Annotated in this window: 16 protein-coding genes and 1 other annotated feature; of the genes, 8 read left to right on the top strand and 8 right to left on the bottom strand. The window is 40.7% G+C overall.

Translation table 11 applies throughout. The features are described 5' to 3' along the window. Window positions 1-109: 109 nt before the first annotated feature. Window positions 110-336 (bottom strand) — a binding site (T-box leader). A 184-nt stretch (window positions 337-520) separates the two neighbouring features. Next, a complete protein-coding gene (gene brnQ / locus COD92_RS08035) occupies window positions 521-1,873 on the top strand; it encodes a branched-chain amino acid transport system II carrier protein (protein WP_098531309.1) in 1,353 nt (450 codons plus the stop codon). Between the two features lie 427 nt (window positions 1,874-2,300). Here brnQ and COD92_RS08030 read toward each other — a convergent pair whose 3' ends face one another. Further along, window positions 2,301-2,612, bottom strand: coding sequence for a spore coat protein (locus COD92_RS08030; protein WP_098531224.1), 312 nt, complete (start codon window positions 2,610-2,612; stop codon window positions 2,301-2,303). After that, entirely contained in the window at window positions 2,612-2,815 is a 204-nt protein-coding gene (locus tag COD92_RS08025) for a hypothetical protein (RefSeq protein WP_098531225.1), read from the bottom strand. Before COD92_RS08025 ends, COD92_RS08030 begins: the two co-directional genes overlap by 1 nt. 182 nt (window positions 2,816-2,997) lie before the next feature. On the opposite strand from COD92_RS08025, the gene COD92_RS08020 reads away from it, so the two are divergent. The 4 genes from COD92_RS08020 (at window position 2,998) to COD92_RS08005 (ending at window position 6,404) form a co-directional block, all read left to right on the top strand. Beyond that, window positions 2,998-3,207 carry a spore coat protein gene (locus COD92_RS08020; protein ID WP_098531226.1) on the top strand — a complete coding sequence of 70 codons (210 nt, stop codon included), beginning with the start codon at window positions 2,998-3,000 and terminating at the stop codon, window positions 3,205-3,207. A gap of 15 nt (window positions 3,208-3,222) precedes the next feature. After that, window positions 3,223-3,582 (top strand): spore coat protein, encoded by a 360-nt coding sequence (locus tag COD92_RS08015; protein ID WP_098531227.1) that lies wholly within the window; start codon window positions 3,223-3,225, stop codon window positions 3,580-3,582. 16 nt (window positions 3,583-3,598) lie between these two features. Next, a complete protein-coding gene (locus COD92_RS08010) occupies window positions 3,599-4,735 on the top strand; it encodes a zinc-dependent alcohol dehydrogenase (protein ID WP_098531228.1) in 1,137 nt (378 codons plus the stop codon). A gap of 208 nt (window positions 4,736-4,943) precedes the next feature. Next, window positions 4,944-6,404: an alpha-amylase gene (locus COD92_RS08005; RefSeq protein ID WP_098531229.1), complete on the top strand. Its 1,461-nt coding sequence runs from the start codon at window positions 4,944-4,946 to the stop codon at window positions 6,402-6,404. Window positions 6,405-6,458: 54 nt separating this feature from the next. On the opposite strand, the gene COD92_RS08000 is transcribed toward COD92_RS08005, so the two are convergent. Next, on the bottom strand, window positions 6,459-7,391 hold the full coding sequence (locus tag COD92_RS08000) for a DMT family transporter (RefSeq protein WP_098531230.1): 933 nt from the start codon (window positions 7,389-7,391) through the stop codon (window positions 6,459-6,461). Window positions 7,392-7,479: 88 nt separating this feature from the next. Then, window positions 7,480-9,759, bottom strand: coding sequence for an EAL domain-containing protein (locus tag COD92_RS07995; RefSeq protein WP_098996127.1), 2,280 nt, complete (start codon window positions 9,757-9,759; stop codon window positions 7,480-7,482). Between the two features lie 230 nt (window positions 9,760-9,989). Between COD92_RS07995 and COD92_RS07990 the strand changes: the two genes are divergently transcribed. Then, on the top strand, window positions 9,990-11,381 hold the full coding sequence (locus COD92_RS07990; protein WP_098531232.1) for an aminotransferase-like domain-containing protein: 1,392 nt from the start codon (window positions 9,990-9,992) through the stop codon (window positions 11,379-11,381). A gap of 190 nt (window positions 11,382-11,571) precedes the next feature. On the opposite strand, the gene pcp is transcribed toward COD92_RS07990, so the two are convergent. From pcp to COD92_RS07970, 4 genes are read right to left on the bottom strand one after another with little or no spacing between them, the layout of a single operon-like run. Continuing rightward, on the bottom strand, window positions 11,572-12,219 hold the full coding sequence (pcp, locus tag COD92_RS07985; protein WP_098531233.1) for a pyroglutamyl-peptidase I: 648 nt from the start codon (window positions 12,217-12,219) through the stop codon (window positions 11,572-11,574). A 24-nt stretch (window positions 12,220-12,243) separates the two neighbouring features. After that, complete coding sequence (locus tag COD92_RS07980) at window positions 12,244-13,206, bottom strand: DUF979 domain-containing protein (RefSeq protein WP_098531234.1); 963 nt, start codon at window positions 13,204-13,206, stop codon at window positions 12,244-12,246. Window positions 13,207-13,220: 14 nt separating this feature from the next. After that, window positions 13,221-13,910: a DUF969 domain-containing protein gene (locus COD92_RS07975; protein ID WP_098531235.1), complete on the bottom strand. Its 690-nt coding sequence runs from the start codon at window positions 13,908-13,910 to the stop codon at window positions 13,221-13,223. A 52-nt stretch (window positions 13,911-13,962) separates the two neighbouring features. Continuing rightward, on the bottom strand, window positions 13,963-14,724 hold the full coding sequence (locus tag COD92_RS07970; protein ID WP_098531236.1) for a LamB/YcsF family protein: 762 nt from the start codon (window positions 14,722-14,724) through the stop codon (window positions 13,963-13,965). A 286-nt stretch (window positions 14,725-15,010) separates the two neighbouring features. On the opposite strand from COD92_RS07970, the gene pxpB reads away from it, so the two are divergent. Together pxpB and COD92_RS07960 are read left to right on the top strand one after the other, a co-directional pair. Continuing rightward, window positions 15,011-15,757, top strand: a complete 747-nt coding sequence (gene pxpB, locus COD92_RS07965; protein WP_098531237.1) for a 5-oxoprolinase subunit PxpB — start codon at window positions 15,011-15,013, stop codon at window positions 15,755-15,757. Next, entirely contained in the window at window positions 15,754-16,746 is a 993-nt protein-coding gene (locus tag COD92_RS07960) for a 5-oxoprolinase subunit C family protein (protein WP_098531238.1), read from the top strand. The genes pxpB and COD92_RS07960 overlap by 4 nt, the downstream gene beginning before the upstream one ends. Window positions 16,747-16,813: the final 67 nt, after the last annotated feature.

Genomic DNA, 16,813 nt, shown 5'->3' with positions numbered 1-16,813 from the left:
TTAATATAACTTTTTAAAGTGTCGCTCATTTACCGCGATGGGTAGCCGGGCACTCCCTTCGGCAATGAAAATCGCCCAACAAATACAAAAAGTCCCTACTGATCAAATCAGTAGGGACGACTTTTTATCGCGGTACCACCCTAGTTGCAGACAAAGTCTGCCTCTCGACTTTGTTAACGGTCCATCGACCGTCTTTCCCTCATAAAGTCCACTTTATTTCGAAAAAGATGCTCTGGGATCGAAGTTCATCCTTATCTTTGTACTGATTCGCACCTTCCATCAGCTCTCTAAAAACAGTGAGATAAGCACTACTAATATTCCCTTCATTGCTCAATTATGTAAATTTTAAAGAAGTAGTTCCAAATTTCAAGTATGTTCTGTATTATAGAATTTGAATTATTATTCTGTCAATAATTTTTCGAAATAATATATTAGGAAAGATTTTTGTCAGCAACTCCTATAGCTTACTACTAAAAAAGGTGTTAAAATGAATCAAATTCAACAAGAAGGAGCACATATAATGCAACAAAAAATATCCTTTTCAACCTATGCAGTCATCGGTACCATGCTGTTTGGAATGTTCTTTGGTGCAGGTAACTTAATTTTCCCAATCCAAATGGGACAGCTTGCCGGAACAAACTTTTGGCCGGCTTTAATCGGCTTCCTAGTTACAGCAATAGGCCTACCGTTTATGGGGATTTTGGCCTTTGGTTTATCCGGAAGTAACGGACTACGTGACTTAGCAGGCCGTGTCCATCCGGTATTTGGCGTCGTCTTCGCAATGGCTCTGTACCTAACCATTGGACCATTTTTCGCAATTCCGCGTACAGCAACCGTACCATTTGTAGTTGGTTTCGAACCATTTATTAATCCAGAGCACACCAGTTTATATCTCGGAATCTTTAGCTTTCTATTTTTTGCGATCGTTTATTACTTCTCATTAAATCCAGCGAAAATCATCGACTATATCGGAAAATATCTAACACCGGCATTTTTAGTATTTTTATTCTTCTTAATTATTATTGCGATCGTCAAGCCGATGGGACACTTCGATAAGCCGACAGGTGACTATAGCGGATTGGCTTTTATTACGGGCTTTAAAGAAGGATATAATACGATGGATGCCCTCGCATCACTAGCTTTCGGGATCGTTGTCATCAATGCCATTAAGGGACAAGGCATCACCGACACGAAGACGATTGCGAAAGCAACTTGGAAATCAGGTATCTTCGCTATGGCACTAATGATGCTGATTTACGGCCTCATCACCTATATGGGGGCATCAAGCGTATCGACCATCGGTACATTTGATAATGGCGGGTTGATCTTTGCTAAGGTTGCTCAGCATTATTTCGGACCATTCGGTGCGATTTTACTTGCGATTATTATCGTACTAGCATGTTTAAAAACTAGCATTGGGCTCATTACATCGTGCAGTGAATTTTTCAATAGTGTTTTTCCAAAAGTAAGCTATAAAATGTTCGTACTAATCCTATGCCTGGTATCATTTATTATCGCCAACTTTGGCTTAAACAATATTATTCAATTTGCAGTGCCGGTACTAATGTTATTGTATCCTTTAGCGATTGTTCTGATTTTGTTGGCGCTCGGCTCCTCATTATTCAAACATAAGCAAAGTGTCTATGCTGCGTCTATGTTCCTTACTTTTTGTGTTAGTTTCTTCGACGGTTACAGCACATTAGCAGCCAGCTTACCAGGAGCGACTAATGCATTGTTCGAATCAATTAAAGCTGCCTATATTGAGTATTTACCGCTTTACAGTATTGGGCTTGGCTGGATCTTACCAGCTGTAGTTGGTGCGATTATCGGGTATTTTTGGCCAACGAGTTCTAAAAAAGTGGCTGTTAATTAATAGTAATCAATGGATGTCCCAAAAGTATAACTTTTAGGGGCATCTTTTTTAGTTCAAAATAATCTTCACATTTAACCGTTGGCCTTTGTGGACGTTTTTAAACTAATAAAAATGTTTATTTTGCATGTGAAGATGAAAAGATCTAATTCGGGTTCTACGCAGGTCTTTATATCCACCTTTCGCTTGGTGTCCTAAAGAACTAACGATTATCACTGTTGAAAATAAGAGTAATAGCTTCTTCAATTTAGATGAACATTCCTTCTTTTTATCATATAGTTTAAAAGTTTACACCCAAATCTAGTTGCTATTCAATAGTTTTTTTGTGATTTATCTAAATAATTAAAACCTTCACACTAGACTGTCATCAATAAAGTGAAGAAACTCCCCATCTTTGTTAGAAGGGGAGTTTCTTTACGGTGGAGTAAATCTATTTTTCTGCTACTTTTTGTGCAAGGTTTGTTGCTGTGCTTGCGGCAGTCAAATCAACCTGCAGCTGCTCACTCAACTCATGTGGATGATAGTACCCCTTTGCAATCATATAATTGGTAATATTCTCATGGGTTTGAATGGCATCTCTTAACTGTTCCCTTAAAGCCGTTCGTAATTCTGGAGTAGCCGCTTCGGTGAGAGCAACTGTGTAGTTTCGAACCCCAGATTTAGCCGCCATTAAAAAGTCGGTGGCGATTACCTGATCGGTCATCCCGCCCATCCCCACCATATTTTGAATAAATTGATTCATTATTGGGCCTCCCGATTCGTTAATAATTGCTGTAATTGTTGAATATGCTGTTGTCCAGCAGCTGCATCATTTGTAAGTATGGTTTTTAGTTCTGGATCCTGTACTAATGCCCCCATCGTCGTTGATTTCGTCAAGCAGAGGTTTTTAAAGGTAATCAATTCATGAAGATCAAGAGTCTCATGCAATCCTAAGTATTTTACCATGCCATTCACTCCATTAGTATTGTATTTTGCCCTCTTATATTTTCATTAAGCAGGGACTAATATTCATTATTTTTTATTGATTTCATCAATAGAATATTAATTCTATGTTATTACATAAAACCTCGCATAAAACAAAAAGATGAATGGAGAAAATACCTATGTTAAGAAATGGAGGTGAGTAAATGGATCAGGAAAAATTAGCCTTACATGAAACATTAGAAACACATGAAATCATCAATTTTAAGACAGTATGTTTGCTCAGGTCCAAGTTAATGCAAGGTATTTGCTTTAATAATGAGTTAAAACAACTCATGGAAAAGGATGTAAAGCAATCAATACAGGATATAAATGAATTACTCCCATTTTATAAACAAAGCCAAATTATTCATTAAACTGGAGGTGAAAAAATGAAAGATTATCTAGACCCGCGAAATGCGGAAGGCATGCCAAATTTAGCGGATTCCACATTTGCAATGGATTTTTTACTATCCGTAAAAAATGGGATTCGCAATTATGGTTTTGCTATTACTGAAACGACCAACCCTGAATTAAGAAGAGTACTAATGAAACAATTAGAAGCCGCCATTGATTTACATGGGGAGATTAGTGAACTGATGATGAAGAATAAATGGCTCCATCCTTATAACTTTAAAGAACAGTTCCCAATTGACCTAAAAGGGGCAGAGACAGCTGTCCAAATCGCTCAAATGACGCTATTCCCTAATGACACAGACAGAGGCGGCATGTTCGCTACACCAAACCAATAAAAGGAGGGATACTTAGATGAAAGCTGTAACATACCAAGGGATCAAAAATGTGGAAGTTAGAGAGGTTAAAGATCCCACTATTAAAAACTCAGATGATATCATTGTAAAAATTACATCCTCCGCTATCTGTGGATCGGACCTCCATTTAATTCATGGAATGATTCCAAGTATGCCTACGGACTTTGTCATTGGGCACGAACCAATGGGAGTCGTAGAGGAAGTAGGACCGGATGTCCGAAACCTAAAAAAAGGCGATCGAGTTATCATCCCTTTTAATGTAAGCTGCGGCTCTTGCTGGTATTGTCAGCATGACCTAACCAGCCAATGTGATAACTCTAATCCTCATGGTGACATGGGCGGTTTCTTTGGATATTCAGAATTAACTGGCGGTTATGCTGGAGGACAAGCGGAGTATATGAGGGTTCCTTATGGAAACTTTACTCCATTTAAAATCCCTGAAAATTGTGAAGTGGAAGATGAAAAACTTGTATTGATGGCGGATGCTGCCTCTACAGCTTATTGGACAGTGGACCATGCAGGGGTGAAAGATGGAGATACTGTTATCATACTAGGTTGTGGTCCCGTTGGCTTATTAGCTCAAAAATTCGCTTGGTATAAAGGAGCTAAACGGGTCATTGCCGTTGACTATATTGACTACCGTTTGCAGCATGCAAAACGGACCAACAACGTGGAGATTGTCAATTTTGAACAGCATGAAAACACGGGTCAATACCTAAAAGAAATCACCAAAGGCGGAGCTGACATCGTCATTGATGCTGTCGGAATGGATGGAAAGTGGACACCGATGGAGTTTCTGGCAAGCGGACTAAAGTTGCATGGTGGAGCAATGGGTGCGTTAGTAATTGCCAGTCAGGCGGTTCGAAAAGGCGGTACTATACAAGTAACTGGAGTATATGGCGGCCGCTATAACGCTTTCCCACTCGGGGATTTATTCCAGCGAAATATCGACATAAAAATGGGACAAGCACCTGTTATTCCATATATGCCTTTCTTATACGATTTATTTGCATCCGGAAAAGTTGACCCAAGTGACGTCGTAACTCATGTCCTTCCACTAGACCAAGCCAAACATGGATATGAAGTATTCGATACCAGAACAGAAGATTGTATCAAAGTTGTACTAAAACCATAAAAACAGATGCCCAGTTCGCAGACTTGATTAGTTTAAGACTGGGTTTTTTTGCGGAATCACAGAATTACGGGGACGGTTCTCATGCTTCGGAAGCATGAGAACCGTCCCCGTGCTCCCCAGTGCTCCCCTTTCTCCCCTGGATTAACCTGGTGTCTAACTGGGTAAACATTCTATACTTGATGATTTGATGACTAGGGGGAAGCAGAGCATGGAAAGAAACAAAACAATTATGCAATTTTTCGAGTGGCATCTAGAACCGGATGGCACTCATTGGACACGTCTGAGGGAAATGGCCCCGCAATTAAAAGAACAAGGCATCTCCTCTATTTGGATACCTCCCGTGACAAAAGCGTCCTCACCTGAGAATAATGGTTATGCTCCATACGATTTATATGATCTGGGTGAATTCAATCAAAAAGGAGCCACCCGGACAAAGTATGGGACGAAACAGGAACTAATCGAAGCCATATCCGCATGCCACAATCTTGGTATTAAAGTCTATGTAGATGTAGTGATGAACCATAAGGCAGGTGCTGACGAAACTCAAATTTTTAAAGCCGTTGAAGTCAACCAGGAGAACCGGACAGAAGAAATATCTGAACCCATTGAAATCGAAGGGTGGACAAAGTTTACCTTCCCAGGACGTGCGGGAAAATATTCTTCTTTTCAATGGGGGTTTGAACATTTCAATGGAACCGATTGTGACGAAAAGACAGGTAATCTAGGAATCTATAAAATCCTTGGAGAAGGTAAGGATTGGAGTCACCATGTCGATCAAGAATTTGGCAATTATGACTATCTGATGTTTGCGAATATTGACTATAACCATCCTGAAGTCAAAAAAGAAATGATCAAATGGGGCAAATGGCTTGCCGATAACCTTGATTGTGATGGGTATCGCCTTGATGCCATCAAGCATATTAATCATGAGTTTATTCACGAGTTTGTTCAGGAGCTGAGAAATCATCGAGGTGAGGATTTTTATATAGTTGGTGAATTTTGGAAACACGACCTAGAGGCATGCCAGAAATACCTTGACCACGTTGACCATAATATTTCTTTGTTTGATGTCGCCTTACATTATAAGCTGAACCAAGCCTCCAATGAAGGAAGAGACTTTGATTTAACCCGGATCTTTGAAGAAACCCTTGTAAGTTCTCACCCCGAGCATGCGGTTACCTTCGTTGATAATCATGACACCCAACCCCATGAATCCTTGGAATCGTGGGTCCAAGACTGGTTTAAGCCTAGTGCCTATGCACTGATTCTCCTTCGAAAAGATGGATATCCATGTCTCTTCTATGGAGATTATTATGGAATCAAAGGCCCAGAGCCGGCAGATGGAAAAAAGGAAATCCTCGATTCTCTGCTTTTTGCCCGCTACCATAAAGCCTACGGAGAACAACAAGATTACTTCGACCATCCAAATACGATTGGCTGGGTTCGGCTGGGTGTTAAAAATTTTAAGCATTCCGGATGTGCTGTTGTCATTTCCAACGGAGATGATGGTGAGAAAAGAATGTACGTTGGCGAGAGAAAGGCTGGCGAAACGTGGGTAGACCTGACGAACTCAAGGGATGAGCAAATTATCATCGAAGAAGATGGATATGCGACTTTCCCGGTTAACGGAGGAAGTGTTTCGGTTTGGGCTTGCGTTCCTAAAGAGTAAAATAAAGGGCTGTCACTTGAATTCCAATTTCAGGAGAACAGCCTTTTTATTTTTCTAACTATTTTTTACGCCGGATGTTTCCCTTGTTTTTATAGGACCTTTAAGATATGATCTCAAATTTGGCAGTGAAATGATGATGGTTCCAAGGATAATTGTTAATGCACCTATTCCGGATACCCAGGAAAGTGTTTCATGATAAAAAACCACTCCTAGCAGCATCGCAAGAATCGGGGAAACAAACAGCCAAGTCGAAGGGAAAACCGGATTTGTTTTTGATACAAGCCAGTAATAGAGACTATGACCTAGCATAGAGCCAAACACAATTAAATAAAGATAAGAGCCAATCGCTGCCGGACTTACCATAGCATCCCAATGAATATCTTCCGTCACAAAAGACAAGAGCATCAACAGGATTCCGCCATGCATCATTTGAGCCGCATTCAAAGCAATCGGGGATACCTGATCAAACTGATTGATTACTCTTTTTGAATAAATCGTTCCTGATGCATAAAAGACCTCACCTACGATAATTAAAAGACAACCCACCAACACAAAGGTAGCCATATGAAAAGTAAAGCTCGGTAAAAGGAGAAGAAAAACTCCCACGATTCCTACCAAACATCCAATAAAGGAACTTGAATCAGCCTTCATTTTTAAAATAAAGGTTTGGATGAGCAGGATCATCATCGGCCCTGTGGCTGATAAGACGGCTGCCGTTCCGGATGGGACGAACTGCTCTGCCCAATATAAAGTTGCAAACGTACCAAATGTTAATCCAATCCCCGAGAGCAGCATCTCTTTACGAAAAAACAAACCAAGAGTGGCCCTTCTTTTTATCACCATCAACGCAAATAGAATGAAACCGGCTATAAAAAAACGGAGTCCTGCCGATAAAAATGGCGGCACACCTGCATCAATCCCAATCTTGATGGCCAGAAAAGTCGTACTAAAAATCAAACACATAAATAAATAACCAATAATAACCAAAACTATTCCCCCTTTTGCTCCATTATAGGGCATGGTGAATAGAACAGATGAAGATGAGCAGACCAGATTGTAAGCAAAGGGACGGTTCTCATGCTTCGGAAGCATGAGAACCGTCCCCGTGCATCTTAGGAAACCTAACCTCAACCGTTGTTCCTTTATTCTCTATGCTTTTTATAGTAATGGTCCCATTATGCTGTCTGATGATTCTAAAGCATAACATTAAACCAAGACCGGTCCCTTTTTCTTTATTGCTATAGAACGGCTCTCCCAGTCTTTTGAGACGGTCTTCACTTATCCCCATGCCATTATCGATAATACTAATAAGGACATGCTTATTTTCTAAACTTCCAACAATTTGAATACTACCTTCATTCACCATAGCTTCCATACTGTTTCTAATGATGTTAATAAAAACCTGTTTGACTTGATTAACATCACACATAATGGGTGGGAGCAGATGGTCATATTCATGATAGATTTGAACATTTTTCAGATTAGCCTCTGGACGAAGCAAGGTCACAACATCTTGAAGAATGGATCTCAAGTCAGACTTTTTCAATTTGAATGGTTGTGGTTTAGCCAGGTTTAAAAATTCTTGAAGGATATCCTCAATCCGTTGAAATTCCTCAAAAATAACGTTAAAATACTCCGGCTTATAGATCCCTTGCTGGAACAGCTGGATAAATCCTTTTATGGATGTCATCGGATTTCGAATTTCATGCGCAACACCGGCTGCTAGTTCTCCTACTATGGCTAATTTCTCTGATTGTGCTAATTGCTCTTCTGTTCTTTTTTTATCTGTAATATCGCGTCCCACGATAATAAAATGGTTTATTTCACCATGACTGCCGAACACAGGTGTACCGATGCCCTCAATTAAGACCCAGTTTCCATTTGCATGTAAAAAACGCGCTTCCATTCGAGTGTAGGGGTTCTTATTTAGGATTTGCTGATATCGTCTCATGACTTCATCCCTGTCTTCGGGGTGAATTAAACGGAATGAGCTCCCTCCCTCGTAGGATTTTGTTGGGGTCCCAAGTACCCTGCCAAGTGAAGGAGATGCATATAAAATCTTCCCACGGCTATCCAACAACATAAGGATATCACTCATATTCTCCGTTATAAGGCGATACCTTGACTCGCTTTCTCGTAGAGAGATCTCTGTCTGCTTTCGAGCGGTTATATCAACACACGACCCAATGACCTCGATAATCTCTCCGCCTTTTCTAATAGGGCGTAAACTAGCTAGATATACAATGCCATTAAACTCGTCCTCATAATGAACATGTTCTTCCCCATCCCACGCCCTCTGGTAGTACGGGGTTTTATTCAAGGCAATATCCATAGGGAGAAATTCATCTAGTCTTTTCCCTACCACTTGAGCAGGGGTCAATCCCATCCGGTAAAGTAAATCGCCATCACAGAGGGTATGGACAAATTTCCCGCCTATTTTTTTATACTTAAAGATCATTCCTTGTTGCATTCGAACGGTATCTTCTAACTCTTTTTTCGCTTGATTCAGCAGCTCCTCATACCAGATACGATTCCTTGTACCCTCGGGCATACCGTATTGATTTACAACTTGTTGAACCTCAAAAAGTTTTTCTTTTAACTCAGTCGCCGGCATAGGTTTACTAAAGAAATATCCTTGCCCCTGATCACACAAGTGCTGTTGGAGAAATATGAGCTGTTCCTTTGTTTCGATTCCTTCCGCCACAACCTTTAAGTTTAAATTGTGAGCGATGGAGATAATCGTTTTAACAATCGCCTCATCATTCGGTTGGTGATGAAGTTCTTTTACAAAAGACTGGTCAATTTTTAATGTATCAATCGGGAATTCCTTTAAATAATTTAAGGAACTATATCCTGTTCCAAAATCATCAATACTGATAGAAATTCCAAGCTGCTTCAGTTGTTGTAAGGATGAAATGGTATGCTCCATATCAGACTTTAAACTCTCGGTTAATTCCAACTCTAGATAGTGCGGGTCAAGTCCTGTTTTTTTCAGAACTTCTTCAATCGTCTTAACTATATTTGAGTTACTAAACTGCTTTGGTGATAGATTGACAGAGACCACTGTGAAAAAACCTTCATGTTGCCAATTTACCATTTGCCTGCAAGCAGCTAGTAGAACCCATTCTCCAATCGGGATAATCAAACCTGTCTCTTCGGCAATCCTAATAAAACTTTCTGGTGAAACCATTCCCCATCTAGGGTGATTCCACCTAATTAACGCCTCTACTCCAACTAATTCACCTGTTCTCAAATCTAGCTTCGGCTGATAGTGGAGGGAAAACTGGTTCTGTTCAATCGCTTTTTGCAGCTCGATTTCAATTTCTTTATCTATTAAAAAATTTGATTCATTCACAATTTATACCTCATTGGATGTTGATAAAATCAAAAAACTTATTGTAAGTTTATCACATTTTTAAAATTAAATGGCTTCCTATTCCCCTTAATTGAACAGTACAAAAGTAGGAATTTACTAGGTCCTTAATAACAGATTAATAGATAAGAGGCATCTTAATTTTCGCTTTAAGCGGTGAGCCCAGATACAATAGAAACATGCTAAAAATCATGAGGAATGAAGGGAAGAAAATGAGGAAAGCTGATTACCTTTTTAATCAAATTTATGATTATGTAGTAAACCGCATCGAACTGGGTGAATGGAGAGAAGATGAAAAGCTCCCCTCGATTAGAAAACTAGCCGCGGACTTGAATGTTCACCGCTTAACCATATTAAAAGCTTACCAGCTTCTGAAACAGGAAAATAGAATCTATTCAAAAGATAAATCCGGCTATTATGTGCAATCCGGTGAAAAGGAAAATTTTGAAAACCCAATTGTCTCTGCCTATGTGCAAAAAAATCATTTATCAGAAATTCATAAAGTACCAGTTTCCTATCAATTTTCACAGGCATTAATTGACCCTAATTTGTTGCCGAATCGCTATATCTCTGATTATGTAAAAAAAGTGTTTGACCTCTACCCAAAGGTACTGTCCACCTACTCGACCGTTCAAGGTGACGAAGAGCTGCGTCAATCGCTTTCTGACTATTTCAATCAACACTATAAAACAATGACAAATCTTGATCAGCTATTGATTACGGCTGGTTCTCAGCAAGCCATTCATCTGATTGCTCAAGCGTTTGTGAAAGCAAGAGACACAATTCTTTTGGAGCGGCCCAGCTACAGTTCAGCCATTGACGTATTTAGAGCCCAAGGAGCTAATATTGTCACGATCGACATTCATCCCTACGGGTACGATTTAGAACAGATTGAATTCATCATGAAGAAACACAAACCACGTCTGTTCTATTTAAATCCAACCTTCCATAATCCAACCGGATACACGGTACCAGCAGAACAACGGAAGCAATTGGTCCAGTTAGCTGAGCAATACCGATGTCTCTTGGTGGAAGATGATGCCTATTATGACATTTATTTTGACCAAGAGCCGCCGCCGCCCATGTACACCTATGATACCTCTGGTATGGTGATCTATATTAAAAGCTTTTGCAAATATATCTCACCTGGGTTAAGGATTGCCTTTTTGATGAACAGTCAACCTTCTGTAATGAAATCACTGCTTTCTGTAAAATCGTTAGTGGATAACGGTTCGCCGCTGCTCAATCAAAAGATTTTCCTTCATTACTATTCGTCGTCAAGGCTGCAGCAGCATGTTGAGAAACTACGAATTGCCTTACAAATACGGAAAGAAATCATGGAAGAGGAGTTGTCAGCGACGGATTGGCAATGGACCAGCCCAAATGGCGGCTTGAATTTATGGGTACAGCTGCCAAACCAGCTTTCAACAGACGACTTACTGGCAAAGAGCTTAGAGCACTCTATATCATTTGTTCCCGGCCAAATTTGCGATCCGTTAAAGGAGCCATCCTCATGGCTACGGTTAAGCTATTCATTTGCTAATGAAGAACAAATTTCGGTGGGAACTAGGAAGTTTATTGATTTGGTACACTCTTCCCTGTGACTAAAAAACCTCTTTCATCACCGGAAAGAGGTTTTTTAATTCTTATTAATAAAAATTCAACATCCGCCCCAACAAAAAATAAAAAAGCGTTTCTGTAAAATCAGAAACGCTCCTGGTAAAAACATGTTCTCTTTTATTATTTGAATTACTTAAAAGGAATCTCTCCTAAAAATAGACTCCCTCTATGAAATTAACTAATCTCTCCGCCCACCGCTACAATATCAGTTTCATTTAATACAGCAGCTTCAATGGATAGTTCCAATCCCTTAACAATCAATTCAAGACTCATGCTTGGGTGTCCGGGGTTGCGGATAATCTGTTCCGGAAGGAAAGGAATATGGATAAAACCTCCTCGGATATCCTTGTCGCTGGTATCAAGATAATTCATCAGCCCATAGAAAATATGGTTGCAGACAAATGTGCCCGCAGTATTCGAAACGGAAGCAGGGATTCCGTTTTCATTCATTACTTTCACCATTGCCTTGACCGGCAGTTTGGAGAAGTATGCGGCTGGCCCGCCTGGAACTATTTCTTCATCGATTGGCTGATTATTCTCATTATCTGTGATTCTGGCATCGTCGACATTGATGGCTACCCGTTCAGGCGTGATAGTGGAACGCCCCCCTGCCTGTCCAACGCAGATGACCATGTCAGGATTAATTTCGTCTATCGACTCTTTCAGACTGCAAATTGCCTTTCCGAAAACGGTTGGTATTTCCCTTGTGACCACTTCGTACTCTGTAATTTCTTTTCCGTTTAACAGCTTCACTGCTTCAAGCGCCGGATTGACGGGCTCCCCTCCAAACGGCTCAAAACCGGTAACAAGTATCTTTTTCATAACAGTGTCCCTTTCTACTAGTTATTAGAAATGATATACCAAGAAATACATCAATAAGATGTTGATCACCAAGAGTGGTATGGCAATCGGCAGCTGTGCCTTGATGACTGCGTTTTTATCCTTAAGATCCAACAGCATGGCTGGCACAATATTGAAATTTGCTGCCATCGGTGTCATCAACGTTCCACAATAACCTGCGAACATGCCTATTGCCGCCATGATGGCCGGATTTCCTCCATGCATGTGCACAATCAACGGCAGACCTATTCCGCCTGTAATGACGGCAAAAGCGGCAAAAGCATTACCCATAATGACTGTAAACAGCGCCATACCAATACAATAAGCAGCAACCGCGACAAATGGAATATTGGTTGGAAGGACATCACTTACCATTTTTGAGACGACCTCTCCAACGCCAGCCTTGGCAAAAATGGCGCCAAGCGCTGCTAGCATTTGCGGTAAAATGATCGCCCAGCCAACAGCCTGCATTAACCGGCTTCCCTCGTGCAAAGCAGTAGATGGTTTCGCTTTTGTAAGCAGCTGAGCGACAATATAAGCGAGAATGGTGCTTAGACCAAGCGCGATCAACGTAACCATCGCTGGATCAACCAAATGTATTTTTCCGAAATGAATTTTTCCAAGAGTTAAAGACCCGATGATCGTGAAAACTGGGATGACCAAGGCGGGAATGAAGACCTTGCCCTGTAATCGTGAGGCATGCCGATCCCTTTCCTCTTTCGGAGCCTCGTCCTGGTTTCCACTTTTCACCTTACCGATGGCAGCAATGACTACCATAGCTAGTACAAGGTAGCCGATTACAATCGGAGGAACAAGCTTACCAAATAAGAATGTGAAGGCAAAGATTCCCCAAAACAAAGTAGAACCAATGCGGCTCGGATGTTTTTTATCCATCGCTACCCGGAATGCTACAAATGCGGTTATAATACCGAGCAAATAATAAATATATTCCAGTGTAATAATATTCATTGTTGGTCTCCTCCCTAGGCGATCTTGTTGTTCTCTTTCTTTGTCATTTCACGTTGAATTCGTCGATCCATCCTGCGGAAACGCCACCAGGAAAGACAGAAAGCTGATATCGCGGTAGGGATACCCCAAAGAGCCATATCCCAGACGCCCACATGCATGCCTACTGAATCGAAAAACCCCTTCATTAATAAAATCGCTCCGGTTGCAATGAAAATGTCCTCCCCGAAAAACCAGCCAACATTTTCAGATGCTGCTGCATGCGCTTTAATGTCGTCCTGGAGTTTTTCCGGAAGTTCCCCATGTTTTGCTGTTGCTGCCCCTTCTGCCATTGGTGCGACAAGCGGCCGAACCGTTTGCGGATGTCCGCCAATGTTAAGGCCAAGCGACGCGCTCAATTCGCGAATGAGCAAATAGGACATTAACACCTTACCGGCTGTTGCTCCTTTTGCCTTTTTAATAAGTACTTCTGCCCTTTCTTTCAGACCGTGACGTTCCAACAATCCGATTACAGGTAAACTGAGAATGATAGGCAAAGACATATAACGGTTATCGATAAAAACCTGGCCAAATTGAGTCATGACCTGATTAAAGGACATGTCAGAAACTAAGCCTGTAACCACACCGGCTGTCATTACAACCAGCAGGGTGTTCAGACGAAAACCGAACCCAACCGCTACTAGTAAGATTCCAATCAGTTTTATCATAGTATCATCTCCCTTAAGGTAAGTTCTACTTAGTGAAACAAATCCGCACTCGTCACCTGCCTGCGGCCTGTACGTTTACATCAGAATTGATAAGTAATTCTCGGATTTGGCGGGCAAAATTTAAGGCATGCGGGCCATCACCGTGAATACATACCGTTTCTGCTTGAATCTTTACCTCTACCCCTTGTTGGGACAGTACTTTTCCTTCTTTTACCATGCGAATGACCTGGTCAATCGCTAATTTGTCGTCCGTAATCATTGCGTCCGGCTGCCGTCTTGGTGTCAGCGAACCATCTTGCTGATAGGTTCTGTCAGCAAATACTTCACTTGCCGTACGGAGACCGATTGCTTGTCCGGCTTTCACCAGTTCACTGCCCGAAAGGCCGAATAAAATCAAGTCGGAATCTACTTTGTAAACGGCTTGTGCGATGGCGTCCGACAGCTCCCTGCTTTTTGCAGCCATATTATAAAGAGCACCATGCGGTTTTACATGCTGCATTTTGCCGCCTTCTGCTTTAACAAATCCATAAAGTGCGCCAATTTGATACACGATCATGTCGAAGGCTTCCTGGGGGGAAATGTCCATATTCCGGCGGCCGAAACCAACCAAATCAGGCAGTCCTGGATGAGCGCCAACCGCAATGCCCTTCTCCAATGCAAGCGTAACCATTTTTCGCATGGTAGCCGGGTCACCTGCATGAAAACCGCAGGCAATGTTGACAGAAGTGACATAGTCAAGAATTTCCTCATCCGTCCCCATCTGGTATGCTCCAAAGCTTTCTCCCATGTCGCAGTTCAAGTCAACTCGATACAATCTAATCCCCCTCTTGTTTTTTTAGTTATCCCCCTAATTTCAGACTTACCATAACAAATCCACACAAAAAGAAATCTAGTTCCGAATTAAGGAATTGTAGTTTTAAAAATTAAATTCATTCTATCATAAAATAAAATATCTGAGTAGACAGTAATTCCTAAATGTTCAAAACAGTCTTATTTTTAAGATTTACAACTTGTTTTTTATTTTCTGACAACTATAATATTATTATAATCCGTTTCTTAAAACATCGGTTCCGAATATTGAAACAATTGGAGGTTTTAGAATGAGTTGTTCTATCACTGAAGCGATCATCAAACCTTTAGGTGATTCGGCACTGATTGTACAGCTTGGTGATGAACTAAACCCAGCTACTCACCAAAAAGTTCAAGCTTTATCAGCATTGTTAGATCATCCATTTGATGGTTTTGTTGAGGCAGTACCTGCTTTCACTAATATAACGATTTATTACAATCCAGTAGTTGTACATCATTCGCTCATGAATAACGATAAAAATCACCATTCACCTATGACTCCTTTTCAAAAGGTTAGTTTGGTTGTGAATGACTTACTGCGGCAAATGGACGAAAAGCAAGTTTTTGGAGGAAGACTTGTTGAGATACCTGTCCTATATGGCGGAGAATATGGTCCGGATTTGGATGATGTAGCCTCTTTTCACAAGATGTCATCTGAAGAAGTGATTCGAATACACACAAAAAATGAATGTTTAGTATATATGTTAGGATTTGCTCCAGGTTTTCCATTTATGGGAGGAATGGATGAAAGAATTGCAACGCCTCGAAAGAAGAGTCCAAGGTCCTCCATTGTACCCGGTTCCGTAGGAATAGCCGGAAAACAAACGGGGATTTATCCACTAGAAACACCAGGAGGCTGGCAAATTATTGGCCGAACTCCATTAAATTTATTTCAGCCTGACCTTACTCCGCCTACTTTGCTTAAAGCCGGAGATAGGATTAAATTCTTTCAAATTTCCCCAGAACAATATAAGGCATATAAGGAGCAAAATAAATGACTGTTAGAGTACTTCATCCAGGACTGCTAACCACGATACAAGACTTAGGAAGATATGGTTTTCAAAAATATGGTGTTATTGTCAGCGGAGCGATGGATCAATATTCATTCAGGGCAGCAAATTTACTAGTAGGAAATAAAGAAAATGAAGGTGCCCTAGAAATTACATTATTAGGCACCTCTCTTTTATTTGAGCAAGATATGTTAATCGCCATTACAGGTGGAGATTTATTTGCTGTCATTGATGATAAAAAAGCAGCAATGTGGCGGCCGATATTGGTTAGAAAAGGATCTATCTTACAATTCAAATCCCCCTTAAAAGGCTGCAGAGCCTATGTAGCTTTTGCCGGCGGTATTGCTGTTCCAGAAGTAATGGGAAGCAAGAGCACCTATCTTCGGGCAGGGATTGGCGGATTGAAAGGCAGGGCTTTACAAAAAGAGGATATCATCGAAGTCAATAAAACGAATGAATTCAGTCAATCCTTATTCCATAAATTGAATGATTTAGGAAGCGATATTAACTGGTCGGTAAATTACAATAATCTGATCAATTTACAGCAAACGAAAACGATTCGTGTAATTAGAGGAACGGAGTTTGACCGTTTTGATCAAAATAGTAAAAGAAGCCTGTTCAATGAACCATTTAAATTAACAACTCAAGCCGATCGGATGGGATACCATATGAAAGGTCCTATCCTTTCTTTAACAGAGGAATTTCAATTATTGTCTGAAGGTGTAACACACGGAACTATTCAAGTACCGCCAAGCGGTAATCCAATTATCTTAATGGCAGACCGTCAAACCACAGGCGGCTATCCAAAAATTGGACAGATTATTTCTGCAGACTTACCAAGCATGGCACAACTACAACCGACTGCAACGATCCATTTTAAGGAAGTTTCACATGAAGAGGCAGAAAATGAATTATTAAAGAAAGAAAGAATATTAGAGGAGATAAAAGTAGGCTTTCGCTATAAAATACTCTACTAAGGTACAAATCCACTCGGAGCATCACCAATTCATTACTACGATAGAAAGTAGGAGCATGTACACCTAA

This window comes from Bacillus sp. AFS037270 (assembly GCF_002585305.1).
The sequence above is the reverse complement of the archived record's forward strand: the minus strand, read 5'-3'. Positions and strand labels throughout refer to the sequence as shown.

What these genes read in the sequence shown, in the direction of transcription:
- brnQ (WP_098531309.1), top strand. Translation starts at nt 521, where the DNA reads ATGCAACAAAAAATATCCTTTTCAACCTATGCAGTCATCGGTACCATG.
- COD92_RS08030 (WP_098531224.1), bottom strand. Translation starts at nt 2,612, where the DNA reads ATGAATCAATTTATTCAAAATATGGTGGGGATGGGCGGGATGACCGAT.
- COD92_RS08025 (WP_098531225.1), bottom strand. Translation starts at nt 2,815, where the DNA reads ATGGTAAAATACTTAGGATTGCATGAGACTCTTGATCTTCATGAATTG.
- COD92_RS08020 (WP_098531226.1), top strand. Translation starts at nt 2,998, where the DNA reads ATGGATCAGGAAAAATTAGCCTTACATGAAACATTAGAAACACATGAA.
- COD92_RS08015 (WP_098531227.1), top strand. Translation starts at nt 3,223, where the DNA reads ATGAAAGATTATCTAGACCCGCGAAATGCGGAAGGCATGCCAAATTTA.
- COD92_RS08010 (WP_098531228.1), top strand. Translation starts at nt 3,599, where the DNA reads ATGAAAGCTGTAACATACCAAGGGATCAAAAATGTGGAAGTTAGAGAG.
- COD92_RS08005 (WP_098531229.1), top strand. Translation starts at nt 4,944, where the DNA reads ATGGAAAGAAACAAAACAATTATGCAATTTTTCGAGTGGCATCTAGAA.
- COD92_RS07990 (WP_098531232.1), top strand. Translation starts at nt 9,990, where the DNA reads ATGAGGAAAGCTGATTACCTTTTTAATCAAATTTATGATTATGTAGTA.
- pcp (WP_098531233.1), bottom strand. Translation starts at nt 12,219, where the DNA reads ATGAAAAAGATACTTGTTACCGGTTTTGAGCCGTTTGGAGGGGAGCCC.
- COD92_RS07980 (WP_098531234.1), bottom strand. Translation starts at nt 13,206, where the DNA reads ATGAATATTATTACACTGGAATATATTTATTATTTGCTCGGTATTATA.
- COD92_RS07975 (WP_098531235.1), bottom strand. Translation starts at nt 13,910, where the DNA reads ATGATAAAACTGATTGGAATCTTACTAGTAGCGGTTGGGTTCGGTTTT.
- pxpB (WP_098531237.1), top strand. Translation starts at nt 15,011, where the DNA reads ATGAGTTGTTCTATCACTGAAGCGATCATCAAACCTTTAGGTGATTCG.
- COD92_RS07960 (WP_098531238.1), top strand. Translation starts at nt 15,754, where the DNA reads ATGACTGTTAGAGTACTTCATCCAGGACTGCTAACCACGATACAAGAC.